At 70.1% G+C, this 21,843-nt stretch carries 14 protein-coding genes; 9 read left to right on the top strand and 5 right to left on the bottom strand.

The genetic code is table 11. The features are described 5' to 3' along the window. The first annotated feature begins 99 nt into the window (after positions 1-99). Both KY661_RS25225 and KY661_RS25220 read left to right on the top strand, forming a co-directional pair. Positions 100-1,071, top strand: a complete 972-nt coding sequence (locus tag KY661_RS25225) for an ADYC domain-containing protein (protein WP_225412649.1) — start codon at positions 100-102, stop codon at positions 1,069-1,071. A 78-nt stretch (positions 1,072-1,149) separates the two neighbouring features. Then, positions 1,150-3,096 carry a 4-alpha-glucanotransferase gene (locus KY661_RS25220; protein ID WP_225412648.1) on the top strand — a complete coding sequence of 649 codons (1,947 nt, stop codon included), beginning with the start codon at positions 1,150-1,152 and terminating at the stop codon, positions 3,094-3,096. Between the two features lie 10 nt (positions 3,097-3,106). Here the strand turns inward: KY661_RS25220 and KY661_RS25215 are convergent, their stop codons facing one another. Beyond that, positions 3,107-3,799, bottom strand: coding sequence for an AMIN-like domain-containing (lipo)protein (locus KY661_RS25215; RefSeq protein ID WP_225412647.1), 693 nt, complete (start codon positions 3,797-3,799; stop codon positions 3,107-3,109). An 80-nt stretch (positions 3,800-3,879) separates the two neighbouring features. Continuing rightward, positions 3,880-4,884, bottom strand: a complete 1,005-nt coding sequence (locus KY661_RS25210) for a DUF1028 domain-containing protein (protein ID WP_225412646.1) — start codon at positions 4,882-4,884, stop codon at positions 3,880-3,882. A gap of 378 nt (positions 4,885-5,262) precedes the next feature. On the opposite strand from KY661_RS25210, the gene KY661_RS25205 reads away from it, so the two are divergent. The 3 genes from KY661_RS25205 to KY661_RS25195 all read left to right on the top strand — a co-directional run bounded on the left by KY661_RS25205 (position 5,263) and on the right by KY661_RS25195 (position 9,098). Then, a complete protein-coding gene (locus KY661_RS25205) occupies positions 5,263-6,555 on the top strand; it encodes a pyridoxal phosphate-dependent aminotransferase (protein WP_225412645.1) in 1,293 nt (430 codons plus the stop codon). 76 nt (positions 6,556-6,631) lie between these two features. After that, entirely contained in the window at positions 6,632-7,921 is a 1,290-nt protein-coding gene (locus KY661_RS25200; protein WP_225412644.1) for an NTP/NDP exchange transporter, read from the top strand. 70 nt (positions 7,922-7,991) lie between these two features. Next, on the top strand, positions 7,992-9,098 hold the full coding sequence (locus KY661_RS25195; RefSeq protein ID WP_398577235.1) for an SDR family oxidoreductase: 1,107 nt from the start codon (positions 7,992-7,994) through the stop codon (positions 9,096-9,098). A gap of 163 nt (positions 9,099-9,261) precedes the next feature. On the opposite strand, the gene KY661_RS25190 is transcribed toward KY661_RS25195, so the two are convergent. After that, positions 9,262-9,651 carry a hypothetical protein gene (locus KY661_RS25190; RefSeq protein ID WP_225412642.1) on the bottom strand — a complete coding sequence of 130 codons (390 nt, stop codon included), beginning with the start codon at positions 9,649-9,651 and terminating at the stop codon, positions 9,262-9,264. 486 nt (positions 9,652-10,137) lie between these two features. On the opposite strand from KY661_RS25190, the gene KY661_RS25185 reads away from it, so the two are divergent. From KY661_RS25185 to KY661_RS25175, 3 genes are all read left to right on the top strand, one after another. After that, a complete protein-coding gene (locus KY661_RS25185; protein WP_225412641.1) occupies positions 10,138-14,553 on the top strand; it encodes a DNA topoisomerase 3 in 4,416 nt (1,471 codons plus the stop codon). 88 nt (positions 14,554-14,641) lie between these two features. Further along, on the top strand, positions 14,642-15,580 hold the full coding sequence (locus KY661_RS25180; RefSeq protein ID WP_225412640.1) for a bestrophin family protein: 939 nt from the start codon (positions 14,642-14,644) through the stop codon (positions 15,578-15,580). 244 nt (positions 15,581-15,824) lie between these two features. Continuing rightward, positions 15,825-18,008, top strand: a complete 2,184-nt coding sequence (locus KY661_RS25175; RefSeq protein WP_225412639.1) for a serine/threonine-protein kinase — start codon at positions 15,825-15,827, stop codon at positions 18,006-18,008. A gap of 19 nt (positions 18,009-18,027) precedes the next feature. Here the strand turns inward: KY661_RS25175 and KY661_RS25170 are convergent, their stop codons facing one another. Further along, complete coding sequence (locus KY661_RS25170) at positions 18,028-18,408, bottom strand: DUF5335 family protein (protein WP_225412638.1); 381 nt, start codon at positions 18,406-18,408, stop codon at positions 18,028-18,030. A gap of 120 nt (positions 18,409-18,528) precedes the next feature. After that, on the bottom strand, positions 18,529-19,668 hold the full coding sequence (locus KY661_RS25165) for an AAA family ATPase (RefSeq protein ID WP_225412668.1): 1,140 nt from the start codon (positions 19,666-19,668) through the stop codon (positions 18,529-18,531). 376 nt (positions 19,669-20,044) lie between these two features. Here KY661_RS25165 and KY661_RS25160 point away from each other — a divergent pair, with 376 nt between their 5' ends. Next, positions 20,045-21,736, top strand: a complete 1,692-nt coding sequence (locus tag KY661_RS25160) for a protein kinase domain-containing protein (RefSeq protein WP_225412637.1) — start codon at positions 20,045-20,047, stop codon at positions 21,734-21,736. The last annotated feature ends 107 nt before the right edge of the window (positions 21,737-21,843 follow it).

Below are 21,843 nucleotides of genomic sequence, written 5' to 3'. Positions count from 1 at the left end.
CGCGACGGTGCAAGTGCTTGAGGGCTTCCCCGTACCTTGTCGCTCCCCCACCCACTGCACACCGTCCGCATGCGGTCAGGGTTGGCAGGGAGGTGTTCCGTGGGTGCTCGGCACGTGGTGGCGGCGGCGTTGGGGATGTGGGTGGCGGTGGGATGCGGAACGGAGGAGGGGACGGACACGGCACCGGTGACGGTGGGAGGGGTGGTGGCGGGGCTGGCGGCGGCCAATGGGCCGACGCTCAATGGCCGGAATGTGAATGGCCGGAATGTGAATGGCCCGTGGATGAACGGGATGCTGGTGTCGGTGCGGTACGGAGGGGCCACCAAGGGAGGTATGAACGTGGCCCTGCCGATGCAAGAGCTGTGGCTGGAAGGTTCGGCGATTCACGGGCTGTTCCGCGGTGAGGAACTGTCGGGAACGGACCTCGTCAACCTGCACCTGGTGGGCAATCTGGACGACGGGAGCACCCTGCCGCTGCGCATCGACGGCGTGAGCCAGGGCAGCGGCGTGGACCAGGACGTGTGGTCCTACGACGTGTCCTTCCAGGACAACAAGACGGGGGCCTGGCACCCCATCTGCACCACGGCGGACGGCGCGGCGCTGAAGGCCATCCCGCTGGAGGGCACGTGGAACTACAAGCAGGGCGTGGCGGGCGGCGGCTCGAAGATTCACGACACCAGCGTGTTCACCTTCGCGTGTGACGGGGCCGCGCTCGCCAAGTGCGTGCGCTTTGGCTACAAGCCCTGGCAGTCGGTGGACGGCGTGAGCCTGGAGGAGCACCACCAGGCCTGCACGCGGCTGATCCGCGCGGACTTCTGCGGCGACGGCACCTCCTACACGCAGGACGGCAACTGGGTGAACCTGTACGACACCCAGAGCGTGCAGACGGACTCCGAGGCCTGGGTGGCCGAGGCCGAGTGGAACAGCGAGGGCGCCGCCTGCTTCACCTCGCACACGCGGGCCACCGAGCCGGTGCAGTGCGCGGATGGGCGCCTGGTGTCCACCTGCGGGGCGAAGTTCTCCCAGAACACGTTGATCATCAGCGAGACGCCCCCCAGCGCCCAGCCGTAGCGCGCGGGGGAAAACCGGGGGGCTCCGGCGTGGGAGAATGATAGGTGTCCGGGGACTCGCTCGTGCCCACGGACTGCCATGCCGGAACACCCTCGACAGCTCATCGCCTCGGCCCTGGACGCGCTGCAGGTGCGCAACCTGGTGCTGAGCATTCATGATCCGTCCTTTCCCAGCGAGCCGGACGAGGACACGGGCCGGGGCTCCCCGTACACGCGGGGCGCCACGCGCTTCCTGGAGTTCGTCCGGGCGCTGGGCTTCAACGGCATCCAACTCGGGCCCCAGGGGCAGACCTCCGAGTCCAACGCCTCGCCCTACGACGCGACGCTCTTCTCGCGCAACGTCCTCAACGTCCCGCTGGCGGCGCTCACCGGCACGGAGGGCGCGGGGCTGCTGCCGCCGGAGCGGCTCGAAGGCATCGTCTCCTCGCGCCCGGTGAACGAGGGGCCCGGCCCGCGCTACCGCCATGCCTTCCGCGCCCAGCGGGCCGCGCTCGACGAGGCGTGGGAGGCGCTCCAGCGCGAGCGGGGCGGGGGCGCGGCGCGGCCGGAGGGGCGCGAGCAGGTGCGGCGCTTCGAGGACTTCGCCCGGGCGAACCGGGACTGGCTCGTGCGCGATGCGCTCTTCGAGGCGCTGTGTGTCGAGCACGGCCAGCGCGACTGGCGGCGGTGGGCGGGGCGGGGCGAGGCGGCGCGCGATGCGTGGCTCCTGGCCCCGGCACCGGGCGAGGAGGAGGCCTGCGAGGCGCGGGGCCTCGCCGTGCGGGCCCGGCACGGGGCGCTCTTCGAGCGCTATGCCTTCCACCAGTTCCTCGTCCACGAGGCGCACGGCCAGCTCCGGGAGCGCGCGGCCCGCGGGGGGCTGAAGCTGTACGGGGACCTGCAGATTGGCTTCTCGCTGGAGGATGCGTGGGCGTGGCAGGGGCTCTTCCTGCGCACCTACCTCATGGGCGCGCCGCCCAGCCGCACCAACCCCGACGGGCAGCCCTGGAACTACCCCGTGCTCGACCCGGCTGGCTTCTTCGAGGCGCGCGAGGGGCATGCCCCAGAGCACCGCGCGGGCCCCGTGCTGCGCTTCATGGAAGCGCGCATGGACAAGATGCTCGCCGAGTACGACGGGCTGCGCATCGACCACCCGCACGGCCTCGTGTGCCCCTGGGTCTACCGCGCGGACGCGGCGGATCCGCTGCGGGCGGTGCAGCAGGGCGCGCGGCTGTTCGACTCGCCGGCGCTGGCGGACCACCCGGAGCTGGCGCGCCACGCCATCGCCACCGCCGCGCAGTTGGACCTCACTGTGCCGCGCCACGCGGACGGGTGGGTGCGCTCGCTCACGCCCGAGCAGGTGCGCCGCTACAGCGTGCTCATCGACACCATCGTTGCCTCCTCGCGCCGCCACGGGCGGCACCTCACGGATCTGCTGGGCGAGGTGCTCAGCACCCAGCCCTATCCGCTCCAGCGCGTGCTCGCGCAGTACGGCATGGGCCGCTTCCGCGTCACCCAGAAGGCGAACCTGAAGGAGCCCACGGACGTGTACCGCAGCGAGAACGCGGCCCCGGAAGACTGGGTCATGGTGGGCACCCACGACACGCCGCCGCTGTGGCGCGTGGCCGAGGGGTGGCGGCAGTCGGGCAGCATCCGCGAGCAGGCGGACTACCTGGCGTGGCGGCTGCACCCGGAGGCGGGCGGGCGCGAGGCCTTCGCGCGGCGGCTGCGCGAGGAGCCGGGGCTGCTCGAGCAGGCGAAGTTCGCGGACCTCTTCGCGAGCCGCGCCCAGAACGTGTCCATCTTCTTCGCGGACCTGCTGGGGATGACGGAGGTCTACAACGTGCCCGGCACCGTCAACGAGGAGAACTGGAGCCTCCGGGTGCCACAGGACTACGGACACGACTACGCGGAGAAGCTCACCCGGGGCGCGGCCCTGAACCTGCCCCGGGTGCTGGCCCTGGCCCTGCGCGCCGGGGACGCGGCCCAGCGCCCCCAGCCCTTGATTGACGCGCTGGAGGCGGCGGCCCCCGGGCCCAGGCCCTGAGGCGGCGGGCTCAGTGCTGCACGTCCACCACGAGGCGGGTGGGCTCGCGCAGCTCCAGGACGCGGTAGGGCTGCGGGGCCTTCGGGGTGCCGAACACCCAGACCACCTCGCCCTCGAAGTCACACGTGAGCTTCAGCTCCAGGAGCGAGGGCAGGGCGGGCTTGCGCGCGCGCTCGGCCACGGTCACCGTCCCGCCCTCGTGCGCCTGCGCGGGGGTGAGGCTCACCTGGAGCGCGCCCTGGCCGGCCAGCTCCGTGGGGTCTCCCGAGCCGCATTGGATGACAGGCTTCTCCACGTACTCGATGCGGTAGCCCGGCACCTGGGGCCCGTCGAACTCGAACACCACCCGGTCGAAGCCCTCGTTGCGCCCGGTGCGCACCGAGCGCAGCGTCACGGAGGCGGGGGCGGCGTGCTCCACCGCCTGGCGGGCCGTGCCCCACTCGCGGCCGCCGGGCGCGGGGGCCTCGGCGGCGGGAGGGGGCGAGGGCTCGGCGGCAGGAGGAGGCAGGGCTTCCGCGGCGGGCGGCGGGGCTTCCGCGGCGGGGGCCGCGGGAGGCTCCGGGGTGGCGGGGGCCGGCGCTGCCACGGGGGGCGGCGGCGGCGGGGGCTCCTGCTGGGGCTTGGAGCACCCCGCAGCCACCAGACAGCCCGGAAGCCACAGGGCCCCCATCCAACGTCCGAGCACCTTCGCCACCGGCTTCATGCATCACCCTCCCAAGGAGGCCCGGGGACTCGGGCCGGAGTCCCCTCTCGCACGGGTGGGCACCGGGTGCCAGTCCCCACTCACCGGGCCGCGGGCTGCACCGAGCCTTCCTGGGCGCGGAGGATGAACTGCACCAGGGCCCAGTCGATGTAGGTTTTTCCGCCGGACTTGAACGTGCCCCGGGGGAAGAGCGAGTTGGCGGCCTGGAACTCCATCAGGGCCGCCTCGGCCTCGGAGGTCCACGACGGGTCGAACGCGCCCCGGTAGTACCGCGTCTCCCAGAGGGCCCACTTCAGGCTCATGACGGTCCACGGGTCCAGCTCCACGCGGTTGGCGGGCGACTCGCGAACCATCTGCCCCAGGTACCGGTACAGCTCGGACTCCAGGAGCTGGAGCGCATCGCGCTTGCCGGCCACCGAGGCGTCGGCGATGTAATAGGTGAAGCCATCGGTCTGCGAGGCGGGGGCCCACACGCGCACGGTGCCGGAGCGCTCGCCGCGCGAGTCCTGGCCCACGCGGGCCCCGGCCTTGAGCGCCTCCATGAGCCGCACCGCGAGGCTGCCGCGGGCGTTCTGGAAGCCCTGGGCCATGGCCGCGCACACCGCGGCGCTCGTCTGGCCCGCGGCCTGGACCGCGTAGGTGGTGCCCATCACGGCGCAGCGCTGCGTCCAGCTGTCCTGGCCGGTGTACTGGCCCACCTGCACGGTGTTGTTGCGGAGGATGGCCACGCCGATCTGCCGCATCGCCGCGTTGGCGCTGGGGGAGGCCAGCGTAGCGTTGATGGCCTGCTGGGGCGTATGGCCCGCGTCGATGCGCGAGATGATGGACTCGGCGAGCTCCACCGAGGGCATCATCTGGTTGGCCAGCGCCAGGCCCGGCTTGCCGTAGGGCACCATGGAGGAGGTGACCGGAAACGACATCACCCCCACGCCGCACGCCTGGGCCGCCACGTCACACGCCACGATGGAGCGGGTGCCGAGCACATCCCGGTTGAGGGCACCCACGGGTTCGCCCTCTTGGGCGGACGCCGAGGCGAGGGAGAGCAGCAGGGCAAGCGCGAGGCAGCAGCGGGATTCGGGTGTCATGGTGGGACCTTGAGGGGGAGAAGCAGGGAACGAAGGGGACCCGGTACGAAGGGGAAACCTTGCAAGGGATGAGCCCCCGTTCCGGGCCTTTATCCGTTCTTTGGGTCGTGTCCTATTTTGCTTAATTTATTGGAAAAACCGTTTTCAGGCCGCTGCCCTTCCGGAGGACGCGACGCCTGGCCGGCGCTCTGGAGGCGACGCCTTTTGGGACAGGTGGGTCACATCTGACGGCACCGGGTGCCCTCCGGGACGGGCTTGCCTGGTCTCTTCGCGGCGAGTTCTACGCTCCTCAAGTCACTTTGGATGTGGGGAAGGCGTGTATGGTCCGGCCGCCCGGGCAGGCAGCGCATGTCCGGACGCCGACCGGAGCGATTCACGATGGCCCTCGATCTGACCTCACTCCCCAAGCGGGAAGACACCCACGTTGGCACCATGGCGCGCGGCCTGAAGGGCAGCGACATCCTGCGCATCGCGGCGGAAATCCGTGAACTCACCGCCCAGGGGCGCAAGGTGTGCAACCTGACGGTGGGCGACTTCAGCCCGCGCGAGTTCCCCATCCCGGTCGCGCTGGGCGAGGGCATCACCACGGCGCTCCAGGCGGGCGAGACGAACTACCCGCCCTCGGACGGGGTGCTGGAGCTGCGCCAGGGCGTGCAGCGCTTCTACGAGCGCGCGCTGGGTCTGAAGTACCCCCTGGAAGGCATCGTCATCACCGGCGGGGCGCGGCCCATCATCTACGGCACCTACCGCACGGTGCTGGACGCGGGGGACCGGGTCATCTACCCGGTGCCTTCTTGGAACAACAACCATTACGTCCACATGATGGGGGCCACGGAGACGGTGGTCGTCACGGACGCGGCGCACGGCTTCATGCCCACGGTGGAGCAGCTCACCCCGCACCTGCCGGGGGCGCGGCTGTTGTGCTTGGGCAGCCCGCTCAACCCCACGGGGACGATGATCGAGCCGGCGGCGCTGAAGGCCATCTGCGAGCGCATCGTCGCGGAGAACCGGGCGCGCCAGGCGCGGGGCGAGCGGCCGCTCATCCTCATGTATGACCACATCTACTGGACGCTGAGCTTCGGCCGGGTGAAGCACGTGACGCCGGTGGAGCTGGTGCCGGAGATGGCGCACTACACCGTCTTCGTGGACGGCATCTCCAAGGCCTTCGCGGCCACGGGGGTGCGCGTGGGCTGGGGCGTGGGGCCGCCGGCCCTCATCGCCCGCATGCGCGATGTGCTGGGGCACGTGGGGGCGTGGGCGCCCAAGGCGGAGCAGGTGGCCACGGCGCGCTACCTGGACGCGGTGGCCTCGAACACGGCCTTCCTGGAGTCGATGCGGCGGCAGGTGGACGCGCGCCTGGAGGCGCTGCACCAGGGCTTCACGCGCATGCGCGAGGCGGGGCTGCCGGTGGAGGCGATTGCCCCCCAGGGCGCCATCTACCTCTCGGTGCGCTTCAACCTGGTGGGCAAGGCGGGCCTCCAGGGCAACGACGACATCCGCAAGCTGCTCCTGGAGAAGGCGAGCTTCGCGGTGGTGCCCTTCCAGGCGTTCGGGCTGATGGAGGACACGGGCTGGTTCCGGCTGTCGGTGGGCGCCACGTCCGTGGAGGAAATCCAGGAGGCGCTGCCCCGGGTGGAGGCGGCGCTGCGTGGGGCGCTGAACGGCCCGTGAGGCATGCCTGCCCGCCTGGGGAATAGCCAGACGCGGCCGGGGTTGAGGGCGGCACGCCCTCGGGGGGCGTAACGCCATGCTCGGACGATTCGTGGACGTGCGGAAGGAGGAGGTAGGGGCCGTGCTCTGGTCCTTCCTCTATTTCTTCACGTTGATGGGGGGCTACTTCATCCTCAAGCCGCTGCGCGACGCGATGGGCACGGCCGGCGGGGTGAAGCAGCTCAAGTGGCTCTTCACCGCCACCTTCGGGGTGATGCTGGTGGCGGTGCCCCTGTTCGCGGCGATGGTGGCGCGCTGGCCCCGCAGGCGCGTGATTCCGCTCATCTACCGGCTCTTCCTGCTGCAGCTCCTGGCCTTCTTCATCCTGATGAAGCTGGAGGTCGCCCAGCCGCTGGTGGCGCGGGCCTTCTATGTCTGGGTGAGCGTCTACAACCTCTTTGTCGTCTCCATCTTCTGGAGCTTCATGGCGGACCTGTTCGCGAGCGAGCAGGCCCGGCGCCTCTTCGGGCTCATCTCCGCGGGGGGCACCACGGGCGTCATCGCCGGGCTGCTGCTGGTGCGCGTGCTGGCGGTGCCGCTGGGGCCGGTGAACCTCGTGCTCGTGGCCCTGGTGCTGCTGGAGGTGAGCGTGCGGTGCGTCCAGCGGCTCTCGGGCTGGGCGCGGGACTCGCACTTCCCGCCATCCGAGGCGGGGCCCGTGGGGGGCGGCATCCTCGCGGGGCTGAGGCTGCTGGCCACCTCACCGTTTCTCTTGGCGCTGGGGCTGCAGACGGTCTTCTACACCGTCACCTCCACCTTCCTGTACCTGCTGCAGGTGCGGCTGGTGGACCGGGTGGCCCTGGGCCTGGCCGAGCGCACCGCGGCGTTCGCGAACATCGATTTGTGGGTGCAGGTCGTCACGCTCGTGCTGCAGGCGTTCGTCACCGCGCGGCTGCTCTCGAAGGTGGGGCTGGGGGTGGCGCTGGCGGTGACGCCGGTGCTCACGCTGCTGGGCTTCGTGGGGCTGGCGGTGCTGCCCTCGGTGTGGCTGTTCATCGGGGTGCGCTCGCTCCGGGGGGCCACGCACTACGCGCTGGAGCGGCCCTCGCGCGAGCTGCTCTTCACCACGGTGGGGCGCGAGGAGAAGTACAAGGCCAAGAGCGTCATCGACACGGTGGTGTACCGGGGCGGGGACACGCTGGCCACCTGGGCCGAGGACGGGCTCAAGGCGCTGGGGCTGGGCGCCGCGGGGCTGCTCCTGGCCTCCGCGCCCGTGGCCGGGCTGTGGCTGGCCGTCTCGCTCTTCCTGGCCCGGCACCCGCGTGTCCGGGCGCACACCCAGGCGCCCGGGGCCACGGCCCTGGCCTCGGATGCCCGCGCCCTGTGAGCCCGCGCCCGGCGCGCCCTGAAGCCTTTCTCCGGAGGACCGCATGACACGTCTAACGCGCAGAGGAGTGATGAAGGGGGCGGCCGGGCTCGGCTCGCTCTGGGCCCTGGGCTGTGCTTCGACGAAGCCCGCCGAAAAAGAGGTGCCTGCCATGAAGAAGAAGATCCTCATTCTGGGAGGAACCTCGTTCCTGGGGCCCGCGCTGGTGGAGCGGGCCCTGTCGCGGGGCCACACCCTCACCCTCTTCAACCGGGGCAAGACGCGGCCCGGGCTCTTTCCCCAGGTGGAGAAGCTCCAGGGGGACCGGAACGGCAACCTCAAGGCCCTGGAGGGCCGGGAGTGGGATGCCGTCATCGACACCTCGGGGTACGTGCCGCGCGTGGTGAGGGCCAGCGCGGAGCTGCTCGCCCCCCGCGTGGGCCACTACCTCTTCGTCTCCTCCATCTCCGTGTACCAGGACATGCGCGAGGGCGGCCTCGACGAGAGCTCGCCCGTGGCCACCGTGGCGGACGAGACGACGGAGGACGTCTCCCAGCACTACGGGGCCCTCAAGGCGCTGTGCGAGAAGGCGGCGGAGACGGCGCTGCCGGGCCGGGTGGCGAACGTGCGGCCCGGCCTCATCGTGGGCCCGGATGACCCCACGGACCGCTTCACCTACTGGCCGGTGCGCGTGGCGCGGGGCGGCGAGGTGCTGGCCCCGGGGGATGGCGAGGACCCGGTGCAATTCATTGATGTGAGGGACTTGGCGGCCTTCCTCGTGGGGTTGGTGGAGAACCGGGACATGGGCGTCTTCAACGCCACGGGGCCGCTGGAGACGCTGTCCATGCGAGGGCTGCTGGAGGCGTGCCGGCAGGCCAACGGCGGCAACGCCACCTTCACCTGGGCGGACACCGCCTTCCTGGAGGCGCAGAAGGTGAGCCCCTGGTCGGACATGCCCGTGTGGGTGCCCCGTGCCACGGAGATGGGCGGCATCAGCCGGGTGAGCCACGCCCGGGCCCGGGCCCGGGGGCTGGAGTTCCGCCCCCTGGAGGGGACGGTGCGCGACACGCTGGCCTGGTTCCGCACGCTGCCCCCCGAGCGGCAGGCGAAGCTGCGCGCGGGGCTCTCGCCGGAGCGGGAGCGCGAGGTGCTCGCCGCCTGGGGCCAGCGCCCGGGGACGCCGCCGGCCAGCCCCTAAAAAGAGCAAAGGGGCTGCCTCTGGCGGAGGCACCCCCTTTACAGGCCCGGGCTGCGGACTCGTTCACCCCCTCAGGAGAGCGACTCCGCGCCGGGTGCTGGACTGCAACCTCGTCAGGGGCACCGGAGCCCTTGGATTCTCCGGCCCTCGCTGACAGAGGCCTTCAGCATTCCTTGGCAAGCACGTTCACCAGCCGCGTGGGCTGGAGCGCCAGCACGCGGGGCGTGCGGCGGCGCCCGGGGACGCTGCGGCGCGGCTCCGGGGGGCGCAACACCGAGGCGAGCAGGGTGGTGCCCTCCGCCACCTGGCGCAATGAAAGCGTCACCCCCGAGACCGCGAGGGCGGCGAGCTGCAGCCGCTTTTCCCCTCCGAAAGCAGCCAGCCCCGGTGCCGCGCGCTCCGCCATGGCCAGCTCCTGGCCCCCCCGGCTCATCCGCGAGAACGCCTGCGCCGTGGGAGCACCCAGGCTCCCCTCGGCGAACAGGACCAGCTCGCACACCCCTCCCGGAACCTTCCCCCCCTGCGAACGGTGCTGCTCGAGCGATGGCGACATGCGCTTCTCCTGGATGCACAGGCCCTGGTGGCTGCGCGGTACCACTCCCCCTCCACCGCACCGGCTTCCGGCGCGGAAACAGGGCGGCGGATGCGGTGCCGTCCCAGGGAGCTGAAACAAACAGTTGCATGAAAAGATCGCGCTTGTACAGCGTGTGAAAGGGGGTGTGAAAGGATTCACAGCCCGAGGGAAAACCCCTGTGAGTGGCTTCACAGGAAGGGGGCCGGAAGCGGTGAAAGGCTTCACACACAGGGGCCTTTTTTGTGACACGTTTCACACGAGAGGGATTGAAACAGGTGAAGGGTTTCACAGGGGTAGGCGCGATGCCTTCTTGGCCGCAGAGCAGGCGTGCATGTGGGCAGGGGGCGGCGGAGGCGGGCGAGGTGTCGGCCCGGCGCGATAAGGAAGGGGGTTCGCGTGGGGACGGTGGGAGGCGGTGGGTTGGAGAGGCGGGCAGGCAGAGGGGGAGGTATGAGGTGGGATGAGATGGGCACAGCACCCGAGTGGGAGACGAGCCGGCAGGACGGCGGTGGCAGGGCGGCCCGAGGGGGCCCGTCCGTGCTGGCCGTGGTGGCCGAGAAGCCGGCGGTGGCGCGGGACATCGCCCGGGCGTTAGGCGCCTCGCAGCGGGGCGAGGGGTGCTTCCGGGGCAACGGCTACGTGGTGACGTGGGCCATCGGGCACCTGGTGGGGCTGGCGCAGCCCCATGAAATCCAGCCCGCGTGGAAGCGCTGGCACCGGGAGCAGCTGCCCATGCTGCCGAGCGAGTGGCCGCTGGTGGTCTCCCAGAACACCCGCACCCAGTTCGAGGTGGTGCGCGCGGTGGTGAACGCGCCCGAGGTGTCCGGGGTGGTGTGCGCCACGGACGCGGGGCGTGAGGGCGAGCTCATCTTCCGCTACATCTACGAGGCGGCCGGGTGCCGCAAGCCGGTGAAGCGGCTGTGGGTGTCGTCGCTGACGGAGGGCGCCATCCGCGAGGGCTTCCGCCAGCTCAAGGAGGGCCGCGCGTACGACGCGCTGGCGGACGCGGCCAAGGGGCGCAGCCGGGCGGACTGGCTGGTGGGGATGAACCTGTCGCGCCTGTACACGCTGGCGTACGGGGAGACCCTGTCGGTGGGGCGGGTGCAGACGCCCACCCTGGCGATGCTGGTGGAGCGGGAGCTGGCCATCCGCGACTTCGTCCCGGAGGACTACCTGGAGGTGGTGGCCACCTTCGCGCCCCAGGCGCCTGGGGTGCCCGCGGGGACGCAGTACCGGGGCACGTGGTTCCGCGAGGCGGACCCGAAGGCGGGCCCCCGCACGGCGGAGACGGTGCGCCAGGCCCGGCGCCTGGCCGCCGATGGGGTAGAGGCAGGCGAGGTGATGGCGCGGGTGCGCGCGGGCACGGCCGCCATCGAGTCGCTCACCTCCGAGACGAAGCGGATGGCGCCGCCGCTCTTGTATGACTTGACGGAGCTGCAGCGGCACGCGAACCGGCTGTATGGCTTTAGCGCCCAGCGGACGTTGGAGCTGGCGCAAAACCTGTATGAGAAGCACAAGCTGCTGAGCTACCCCCGCACGGCGAGCCGGCACCTGTCCGCCTCGGTGGCGGAGACCCTGCCGGAGGTGGTGCGGGCGATTCGCGCCCCGTACGAGCCGCTGCTGGCGCCCGGCACCGGAGAGAAGCCCCTGGGCCGGCGCTTCGTGGACGACGGGAAGGTGACGGACCACCACGCCATCATCCCCACCGCCACCTCGCCGGAAGGGGAGCGGCTGCCGCCGGACGAGCGGCGCATTTACGAGCTGGTGTGCCGCCGGTTGCTCGCGGCGTGGCACGACGAGCACGTCTGGGCCGTCACCACGGTGGTGACGGCGGTGAGCTCCGTGGGGCCCTCGCCGGGCGCGCCGAAGGTGGATCGCTTTCACAGCTCGGGCACGCAGGTGGTGCGCGAGGGCTGGAAGGTGCTGGACATCGGCGGCGGGCAGCGGCCTCCGAAGGGGCGCGAGGGCAAGGGCGCCAAGGAGGACGGCGAGGGCAAGGAGCCGGAGGACGAGCCGCAGGATCTGCCCGCCGTGCTGGCCAAAGGCCAGAAGCAGCGGGTGGAGGACGTGGAGGCGGTGAAGAAGCGCACCCGGCCCCCGCCGCGCCTCACGGATGCCTCGCTGCTGACGGCGATGGAGACGGCGGGGCGGACGCTGGATGAAAAGGAGCTGGCGGACGCGATGAAGGAGACGGGGCTGGGAACCCCGGCCACGCGCGCGGCCATCATCGAGGTGCTGCTGGAGCGGGAGTACCTCCAGCGCCGGGGCAAGTCCCTGGAGGCGACCGAGAAGGGCATCCGGCTCATTCAGATGGTGCACCCGGACGTGAAGACGCCGGCGATGACGGGACAGTGGGAGGCCTGGCTGCAGCGCATCGAGCGGGGCCAGGGCGACCTGCCGGACTTCCTGCGCAGCATCGAGGCCTATGTCATCGAGGTGGTGGGCAAGGTGCCCATGCCGCCTTCGCCTCCGCGCGGGGAGGCGCCCCGGGCGCCAGCTCCTGGGGGCGGCTCCGTCCCGGCGGCCCCGCGTTCGCCACTGCCGGTGTCCCGGCAGGCGGGCCCGGCCCCCAGCGTCCCTGCCGCCGCCCCTCGGCCGCGTCAGGAGGCTGCTTCGGCGGCCTCGCGGCGCACCCTGGAACGGAAGGTTCGCGCCCCCACGCCCCCCGGCGAGCTGCGCAAGCTGCTCAAGGAGGCGTTTGGGTTCGAGGACTTCCGGCCATATCAGGAGGAGGTATGCCGGGCGGCCACGGCGGGGGAGGACCTGCTGCTGGTGATGCCGACGGGGGCGGGCAAGTCGCTGTGCTACCAGCTCCCTGGGCTGGCCCGGGCGGGGACGACGCTGGTGGTGAGCCCGCTCATCGCCTTGATGGAGGATCAGGTGACGCGGCTCCAGTCGCTGGGGTTCGCGGCGGAGCGCATTCACTCGGGACGGGACCGGGCCACCTCGCGCCAGGTGTGCGCCGACTACCTGGAAGGCAAGCTGGACTTCCTCTTCATCGCGCCCGAGCGCCTGGGGGTGCCGGGCTTCGTGGAGCTGCTGGCCCGGCGTCCGCCCTCGCTCATCGCCATCGACGAGGCGCACTGCATCTCCCAGTGGGGGCATGACTTCCGGCCGGACTACCGGCTCCTGGGCTCGCGGCTGCCGATGCTGCGCCCCGCGCCCGTCGTCGCGCTCACCGCCACGGCGACCCCGGATGTGCAGCGCGACATCGTCCAGCAGTTGGGGCTGAAGGGGACGCGGGGGGGCACCTCGCGCACCTTCATTCACGGCTTCCGCCGCACCAACATCGCCATCGAGGTGCGGGAGCTGAACCCGGGCCAGCGCGGTGATGCCATCCGCGAGGTGCTGGCCGAGGAGGAGAACCGGCCCGCCATCGTCTACGCCTCCACGCGCAAGCACGCCGAGCAGCTCGCGGAGCTGCTGGCCTCCGAGGTGCCCACCGCCGTGTACCACGCGGGCATGTCCCCGCCGGATCGGGACCGGGTCCAGTCGGCGTTCCTGGAAGGGCGGCTGGAAGTCATTGTCGCCACCACGGCCTTCGGTATGGGCATCGACAAGGCGGATGTCCGCACCGTGTTCCATGCCGCGCTGCCCGCGAGCCTGGAGGGCTACTACCAGGAACTGGGGCGCGCGGGCCGGGACGGGAAGCCCTCCCGCGCGGTGCTGCTGCACTCCTACGTGGACCGCCGCACGCACGAGTTCTTCCACCAGCGCGACTACCCGGAGCCCTCCGTGCTGGCGAAGCTGTTCCATGCGGCCGGGGCCGAGCTGGAGCCCAAGGAGGCCCTCCAGGCCCGCGTGCGCATGGATCCCGAGGTGTTCGACAAGGCCCTCGAGCAGCTCTGGATTCACGGGGGGCTGGTGATGACCCCGGACGAGAGCGTGCGCCGGGGCCGCCCGGAGTGGCCGGCGCCATATACCGCGCAGCGCGAGCGCAAGATGCTCCACCTGGAGCAGATGGGGCGCTACGCGGAGGCCTCGGGGTGCCGGATGCGGCACCTGGTGGGCCACTTCGGCGACGTGCAGGACTCGGGCAAGCCGTGTGGGCTGTGCGACGTGTGCGCGCCCGAGACATGTGTCACCCTGCGCTTCGCCGAGCCGGGCGAGCGCGAGCTGCACGCCCTGGGCCGCATCCTGGATGCGCTGCATGAGCGGGATGGACAGGCCACGGGCCGCCTGCACCGGGAGCTCTTCGGCGAGTCCTTGCCCCGCCGCGAGTTCGAGCGCCTGGTGGGTGGCATGGTGCGCGCGGGGCTGACCCGGCTGAGCGAGGACTCCTTCGAGAAGGATGGAAAGAGCATCTCCTTCCAGAGGCTGACGCTCACGCCGGACGGCCAGCGCACGCGCGTCATCGAGCCCAACCTGGTGCTGTTGCCGATTCCGCTGGAGCCGAAGGCCGCGAAGAAGCGCCGGCTCTCCCGGGGGAAGGCTGCTGGAGGCCGCCCGGAGAAGCGCCGCAAGGGCCCCTGGGGTTCGGCGCAGGGACGCGAGGACACCCCGCGCCGCGCGGCCGAGGGCCGGACGCGGGCCGCGGAGGCCCCGTCTCCCCGGGCGCTCGCCGTCGTCCCGGACTGGGAGGGGGGGGCCGCCGAGGAAGACTGGGAGGAAGAGCGCGACATCGGCGTGCGGCGGGGCCGGGGAGGACGCGCCGCGCCCCCCAAGCCCTCGGCCGCGCTGGTGGAGGCGCTCAAGGCGTGGCGGCTGGCCGAGGCGCGCAAGCGGGGCGTTCCCGCCTTCCGCATCCTCACGGACCGGGTGCTCGGGGTCATCGCCTCGTTGCGGCCCGACGACCGGGAGGCCCTCATGGCCATTCCGGGCGTGGGGCCGAAGCTGGTCGAGCGCTATGGCGCGCAGCTTCTGGCTCTGGTGAGCCGGTAAGGGGGGCAGAGGATTTCAAATCCCTGCGCCGCCGCCGGGCCGGTGAGAGGATGCCCGCCGCCGAAAGCCTTCCCTCCGGTTTCTCGCCATGATTGTCCGTCCCCGTCCGACCGCCTGGCAGTTGCTCTACATCCTTCGGGGGACAGTTTTTCCCCGGGTCCTGCCCCAGGTGCTGGGCGTGGCGGCGCTGTCGTGCCTGGCCGTCTGGGGCCTGCGTTATGAGGGCGTTCACCTGCCCTCCGGTACCACCGTGCCCTTGTCCCTGCTGGGCCTGGTGCTGTCGATCTTCCTCGGGTTTCGCAACAATGCCAGCTACGACCGGTGGTGGGAGGGGCGCAAGCTCTGGGGCGCGCTCATTATTGAGTTGCGCTCGTTGGCCCGGGAGGCAGTGGCCCTGCTCGATGATGGCGCGGTGCCCAGCGGTCCGGTGAAGGGGCGCGAGGACGCGCGGCGGCTCGTGCACCGGGGCATCGCGTTTGCCTATGCCTTGGCGGGCTACCTGAGGGGGAGCGACGAGAGCGCGAGCGCCGGCCGGTTCCTCTCGCCGGAAGAGGCCGCGCGCCTGCGGGCCAGCATCAACCCACCGGACGCGCTGCTGCGCGAGATGGCGAACGAGCTCGCGGCGCTGCGGCGCGCGGGCCGGCTCACCGACATTCCCTGGCAGACGTTGAGCGAGCGGGTGCAGGGGCTGTCCACGGTGCTGGCCGCCTGCGAGCGCATCCGGGTTACCCCACTGCCCTTCGCCTATACCGTGCTCTTGCACCGCACCGCGTATCTGTTCTGTCTGATATTGCCGTTTGGCCTGGCGGAGATGCTGGGCTGGTTTGCGCCGGTGCTCGCCTCCATCCTGGCCTATACGTTCTTCGGGCTGGATCTGCTGGGCGATGAGCTGGAGAACCCCTTTGGCCAGGTGCCCAATGGGCTGCCCCTGCTGGCCATGGCACGGATCGCCGAGCGGGGACTCCTCGAAGCGCTGGGAGAGCCCGTGCCCGAGCCGCTGCAACCCCAGGGCTACGTCTTGATGTGAGGATCCAGGATGGGCAGGGAAAATAGAATATCAAGAATTGCCTGACAGTGATTTGGCCACGATGGGCACGCGGTGAGGGGGAAGGGATTGGCGTGACGAAGGGAACTATGCTGGTATCCGCGTGGCCTTGAGGCGAGGAGCGCTTCAAGAGCAGACAAAGCTGGAGAGCCAGGTCTTGGAGACCGCCGCGTCACAGGACACCATGCGGTGTCCATCCTGTCGCAAGCAGCTTCCGAAGGGGACGGTGTTCTGTCCGTGGGACGGCAGCGCGCTGGAATCCACGCGGGCCACTGCGCCCCGGGTGGATCCGCTGATTGACGCGCAGGTCGGCGATTACGTGGTCCAGGAGCGCATCGGCGCGGGAGGAATGGGCATTGTCTACCGCGCCATCCAGCCGCTGATTGGCAAGCAGGTCGCCATCAAGGTGTTGAAGGCGGAGTTTTCCGGAGCCCAAGAGCTGGTTCAGCGGCTGCTGGTGGAAGCCCGGGTGGTCAATGCCATTCAGCATCGCGGCATCATCGATATCTTTGGCTTTGGACAGCTTCCGGACGGGCGTCCCTATGTGGTGATGGAGCTCCTTCAGGGGATCTCGCTCGACCAGCTCATCAAATGGCGGGGGCGGGTCGGTGGCCCGGAGACCGTGGCCATTTTGGACGAGATTCTGTCCGCCTTGGGGGCCGCGCACCGGGCCGGAGTGATTCACCGGGACCTGAAGCCTGGCAACGTCTTCCTGGTGGATGGCGCCGACGGCACGCGGGCTGCCAAGATTCTCGATTTTGGCATCGCGAAGGTGACCGCGTCCCAGGGCGGTGGCCCCATGACGATGCAGGGGATGCTTCTGGGAACGCCGGAGTACATGGCCCCGGAGCAGATCCGGGGAACCAAGGTCGAGGCCACCGCGGATCTCTATGCCGTCGGGGTGATGGCCTTCCAGATGCTGACCGGCAAGCGGCCTTTCGCGGGCGAGCAGTTGAGCGTGCTCTTCGCGCAGGTGGAAGAAGCCCCTGTGTCTCCGTCCAGCCTGGTCCCGGAACTATCGCCGGAGCTCGAGCGGATTGTGTTGCGGCTGCTCGCCAAGAATCCCGCTCAGCGGTTTCAGACCGCGGAGGCGGTGCGGCATGAGCTCCAATCCGTCCAGGAGGAGCCAGCAAGACGCCGCCCAGCCATGAAGGTGGGCCCGGAGCACTCCAAAACCATTCCTCCCGTGCCGTCTCCTCCAACAGGGGCTACGACGGTCAGGCTGGGCGGGGTGGTTCGCGCCAAGCCTCCGAAGCCCTCCCGGTCCCGATGGTTGGCCGGGGGAGGGGTCATTGCCCTGAGCGGCATCGCGGCCGTGGGCCTCCTCACCGTGTGGAAGAAGGATGCGCCACCACGGGAACAGGTGCCTGTCACGGCAGAACAGCCCAAGAGCGATGTGCCTCCAGAGGTCTCCGCTCAAGCACTCCCGGAAGCTCCTCCAGGGCCTGAGGCCGTAGCGGAAAAAGGCAGCGAGGAGGAGAAACCGCAGGAGGCAATGCCCCAGGAGATGGAACTGCTGGAGATGGAACTGCAGGAGGTGGAACAGCAGGAGGTAGCGCTGGATTCCGCCTCGGCAGCGCACCGTCCCAAGCGGAAGGGCAAGCCGCTCACGCGCAAGGTGCCACAAGCCGAGCCACTGGCGGCCCCCGCGCCCCCCTCCATGGCCTCGAATGCTCAACCCGCGGTGAGAGAGGCGCCGGTCATTGTGCCCCAGGTGGCGGAGGCAAAGCCGCCCGTGCCGGTGACGCCCCCGGCCCAGCGCACGCCGGTGGAGGCCGTGAGCCAAGTGGCTTCGCCAACACCGCGTGAAGGGCTCGCGGCATGCAGGCCAGGCCGGTTCGACCGCCGGACACAGCAGACGGAAATCCTCCTGTCCCGGCTCGATTGCCTGGAGGCGCGAGCCCACGCGGATGCCGCCGGCAAGAAGGCATCCAGTGTGTTTTTGGGGGAAATCGGCCGTTTGCGTCAGGCGACGAAGGCCGTCCGGACCGCCAGTGAGCGGATGACGGTCACGCAATCGGTGGATGCGTTGAAGACGCGCTATGATCAGCAGCATGGCGTGCTGGTGTTGCCCGCCATGGCCTCGGCACCCGTCAGCCCTCCCACCGCCGCGGGAATGCCGCCTGCTTCGAAGCCAGCGCCTTCCGAGGAAGCCGTTGTCACCTCCGTGGAGACATCCTCTCAGCCGGGTAATTCGAGGAGCCGTATCGACCGCAATGGCCTCTTGCTGCGGATCTCCCAGAATGAGGCCCGGCTCAACGAAACCCAAGGCCTAGGACGTGAGGACGAGGCTCTGGGCGCTTTGACGAAGTTGGATAAGCTGGCGAGGAAGGCCGAGACAGCCAGTGAACGCATGGCCGTGGCGATCCAATTGGATGAATGGGAGAAGAAGTTCATCCCGAAACGCTGAGGCCCAAGGCCGGGGGCGGCTAGGCCGAGTGAACAGAGACACACTCCAGGAAGACCTCGGAGGGCTCGAAGAAGACGAGCATCCGGATCGGCCCCTCGTCCTGAAGGGCGAGGCACTGGAGGTCCCCGCTCTCGTTCTCATCGGCGCGGATGCGCTCGGGGCCGAGGAGGCGGTAGATGATTTCTTCGCCAGGGCGGCCCACGGTCACTTCGATGCGCCCTGGGAGGCCGTCCTCTTCGGAGAGGCGGATGTCCACCAGGGGCAGGCTCTGGGACAGGGTTTGCTCGTCGGAATTGGAGTTGCCGGCGTCGACTCGCACCCGGCGCGTTCGCGAGAGGTTGCTCAGCAGGGCCAGGTAATCGGCCCAGTCTTCGCGAGGAATTTCACGGGAATAGTGCATGGCAGTGGATCTCCAGTCCCTCCCGCACACAGTAAGAATCCCGAGGCGCGGAGGAAATCCCTGCCGTCTGCCTGCCTGGTGTCCATACAGCCCAAGCGTGCTGAGGGCTGGCCGCCTGCTCTATCCCGCCACCAATTGGACCTGTTCGCCCTCCAGCACTAAACGCACCGTGGAGGCTTGAGACTGGCCGAAGTACTCGTAAGCGGCCTGTTCGAGCACCGGCGCCAGGGCGGCGCGCAGCCCTCGGGCGCCCGTTTCCCGCTTGAGGGCCCGGGCCACCACCCACTCGCGCACCGCCGGCTCCACCACGAGCTGGAGCCCCTCCAGCGCGAACTCCTGCTCGTACTGCCGCAGCACGTTGGCCTGGAGGATGTCCTTCAAGGTCGCCGCATCCAGCGGGGCGAAGGAGACGATGCGGTGGAAGCGGCCGATCAGCTCCGGGATGAAGCCATAGCGGGCAAAGGCGGTGGTCTGTTCGAGCTGCGAGTCCGTCACGCGCTCGGCGATGGCCTCCTGCTCCCGCCGCTTCGGCTCCCGGCCGAAGCCCAGGCGCTCCGAAGGGGCCATGCCCTCCGCGGTGCCCTTCAGGCCACTGAAGGCGCCACAGGCGATGAAGGTGACGCCCGCCATCTCCAGCGAGAGCGGCCGGGTCCGGCTGGTGAAGCCGAAGTCCGGTGGGAAGTCCACCGCCGAGGCCGACAGCAGGTGCAGCAGGCCCCGCTGCACGCCAAACCCGCTCACGTCCTTGGTGGTCTGCTGGCCCGCGAAGCGGCTGTCGGAGCGCGCCGTGGCGAGCTTGTCGAACTCGTCCATGCAGATGACGCCGCACCCCGCCCAGGCCACGTCCCCCTCCGCGGCCTCGTACAGGCGGGAGACGAGCGTGTTGACGTCATCCCCCACGTACCCCGTCTCGGAGAACTGCGTGGCATCCGCCATCACCGTGGGCACGGCGAGGATCTCCCGGAAGAGCAGCTCCACCAGGTACGTCTTGCCGCTGCCAGTGGGCCCCAGGAAGAGGCAGTTCTCGCGCGCGGCGCTCTCGGGAACGATTCCCTCCAGGTACATTCGCCGCACCCGCCGCACGTGGCGGTAGGCGAGCACCGAGGCGGCGCGCCGGGCCTCCTCCTGGCCGCGGTAGCCCAACTGGGTCAGCCGGCCGTCGATCTCCTTGGGGGACAGCACCTCCAGGCGCTCCACGCGCTCGCGCACGCTGTCGCCGGGAGAATCGGTGAGGGGCTCGGGTCCTGTGCGGTGGGGCATCCGGGGTACCTCGGCCATGCCTTTCTGGAGAGGCGCGGGCCCCCTCATCCTCCCGGACGCCGCGGACACCGGCAAGGGGTGGCTCCCGCTCGCTGGGCCGCTCCAGAGGCTGGGAGCCCAGCATTCGGGGAAAATCCGTTCGGGTGCTATCGGCTTCGTTTTCGGACCAAAGTGGCTTCGGACGCCCAGGGGAGTATCCTGGGTGGATCCATTAGGTAGGGGCTTCACCCCCAAGAACACGGCCAGGGTCCGGAGAGATGCCGTTGTGAAAAGCGCCATGCCGCAGGTCATGAAGTGCCCCTCCTGCGGGAAGCAGATGCAAGAGGGGATGGCGTTCTGTCCATGGGATGGAAAGGCGCTGGAAAACCTTCCCGCAGTGGCACAACGGGAGGATCCGCTGCTCGACACGCAGGTCAGCGAGTACGTCATCCAAGAGCGCATCGGAGCCGGCGGAATGGGCATCGTCTACCGTGCCATTCAGCCGCTCATTGGCAAGCAGGTGGCCATCAAGGTCCTGAAGGCCGAGTTCGCGGAAGCACGGGAACTGGTCCAGCGGCTGCTCGTCGAAGCGCGCGTGGTCAATGCCATCCAGCACCGGGGAATTATCGATATCTTCGGGTTCGGACAGCTGACGGACGGCCGTCCCTATATGGTGATGGAGCTGCTCCAAGGCGTTTCGCTGGAGCGGTTCATCCGGAGCAAGGGCCGGGTCGGGTTCGAGGAGGCCCTGCGGATCCTCGATGAGATGCTGGATGCACTGGGGGCCGCGCATGCCCAGGGCGTCGTGCACCGGGACCTGAAGCCTGGCAATGTCTTCCTGGTGGATGGGGCAGGGGGAGGGCGGTCCATCAAGTTGCTGGATTTTGGAATCGCCAAGGTCGCCGCCTCCCAGATGACAGGGCCGCTGACGGTCGAGGGGCTGATTCTGGGCACCCCGGAGTACATGTCTCCCGAGCAGGTTCGTGGCGGCGAGGTGGGGCCTGCCTCGGATCTTTATGCCGTGGGGGTGATTGCGTTTCAGCTGCTCACGGGCAAGGTGCCCTTCGGAGGAGAGCAACTGAAAGTGCTGTTCGCGCAGGTCGAAGAGGCGCCGCCTGCCTTGTCCATGTTGGCGCCTGGGATGCCCCTAGAACTGGAACGGCTTGTATCGCGGCTGCTGGCGAAGGCGCCGTCCCAGCGTTTCCAAGCTGCGGAGGCGGTGCGTCAAGAGTTCAAGGCGGTTCTCTCCAGGAAGGCGTCTTCCTGGCAGGACGGCGGCGATAGGCCGACCGAGCCCCTGGCTCCGCTCACGGGGGTGCGGCGAGGCCGGGCGACTGCTGTCGCTGTTCCCGCGCTCCCCCCGAAACCTCGCCCCCAGCCCCCATCCAGGAAGCCCGCGCGAGGCCGGTGGCTCATGGGGGCCGGCGCTGTGGCATTGGCCGCATCCGTGGTGGGAGTGAAGCTCATGGTGGGGGAGCCTCGGGCCGCGGCCCTGGAATCAGAGGCCAGGCCTCCGGAGGCACGCGCCCCGGAGCCGTCCTTGCCAGCACCGCCTCTTCCCCGGCAACCTGAGGGGCGGGCCGAGAAGGCGGTGGCCGCGGAGCATCCAGTTGGCCAGGAAGTGCCCATCGTGGAGATGGCTCCCAAGTTGATGGCTGCGCCGAATCCGGTGGCCTCCCAGGGGCGGCGCCAGGAGCGCCTGACTGCGCCAGGGGAACCTCCTCGGCCTCTGGCAGCGGCACTTCCCATGGCTCAGGCCGCGGCCGCTTCACGTCCCAAGGGGCCAGCGGCTCCAGCTGTGAAGGCCGAGGGCCCCTTGGTCCAACCGGTGGCGGAGGTGCCTCGCGTACCTGCGCCCGTCCAGCCCAGTGCCGCAGAGGTCCGCTGCAGCCGGGAGGAGATGCAACAGCGGCTCGCAGAGGCCACCGTGCGTTTGCGGCAGCGAAGCGCCGATGCGTTGACCTCGCCTGCCATGGCCCGGCTGATGGAGATCCACCGGCGCGCCGATGGCGTGAGCACGGATGAGCAGTGCGCGAGCACGATGAAGCTCTTGGTGGAGTGGGAACGAAAGGTCTTCTCGAAGCGCTGAGCACGCCTCCTGCCCCCCCAAGCGAGCCGCCGGGGCGCCCGTCTGCTTGCCTTCAGGCACCCACGGTCCGGGCGGTATTCTGATGTGACGCCGGTGGGGCCTTCACT

Origin of the sequence: Allostigmatella hybrida, assembly GCF_020103775.1 — a bacterium.
Classification (GTDB): Bacteria; Myxococcota; Myxococcia; order Myxococcales; family Myxococcaceae; genus Hyalangium; species Hyalangium aurantiaca.
The sequence above is the reverse complement of the archived record's forward strand: the minus strand, read 5'-3'. Positions and strand labels throughout refer to the sequence as shown.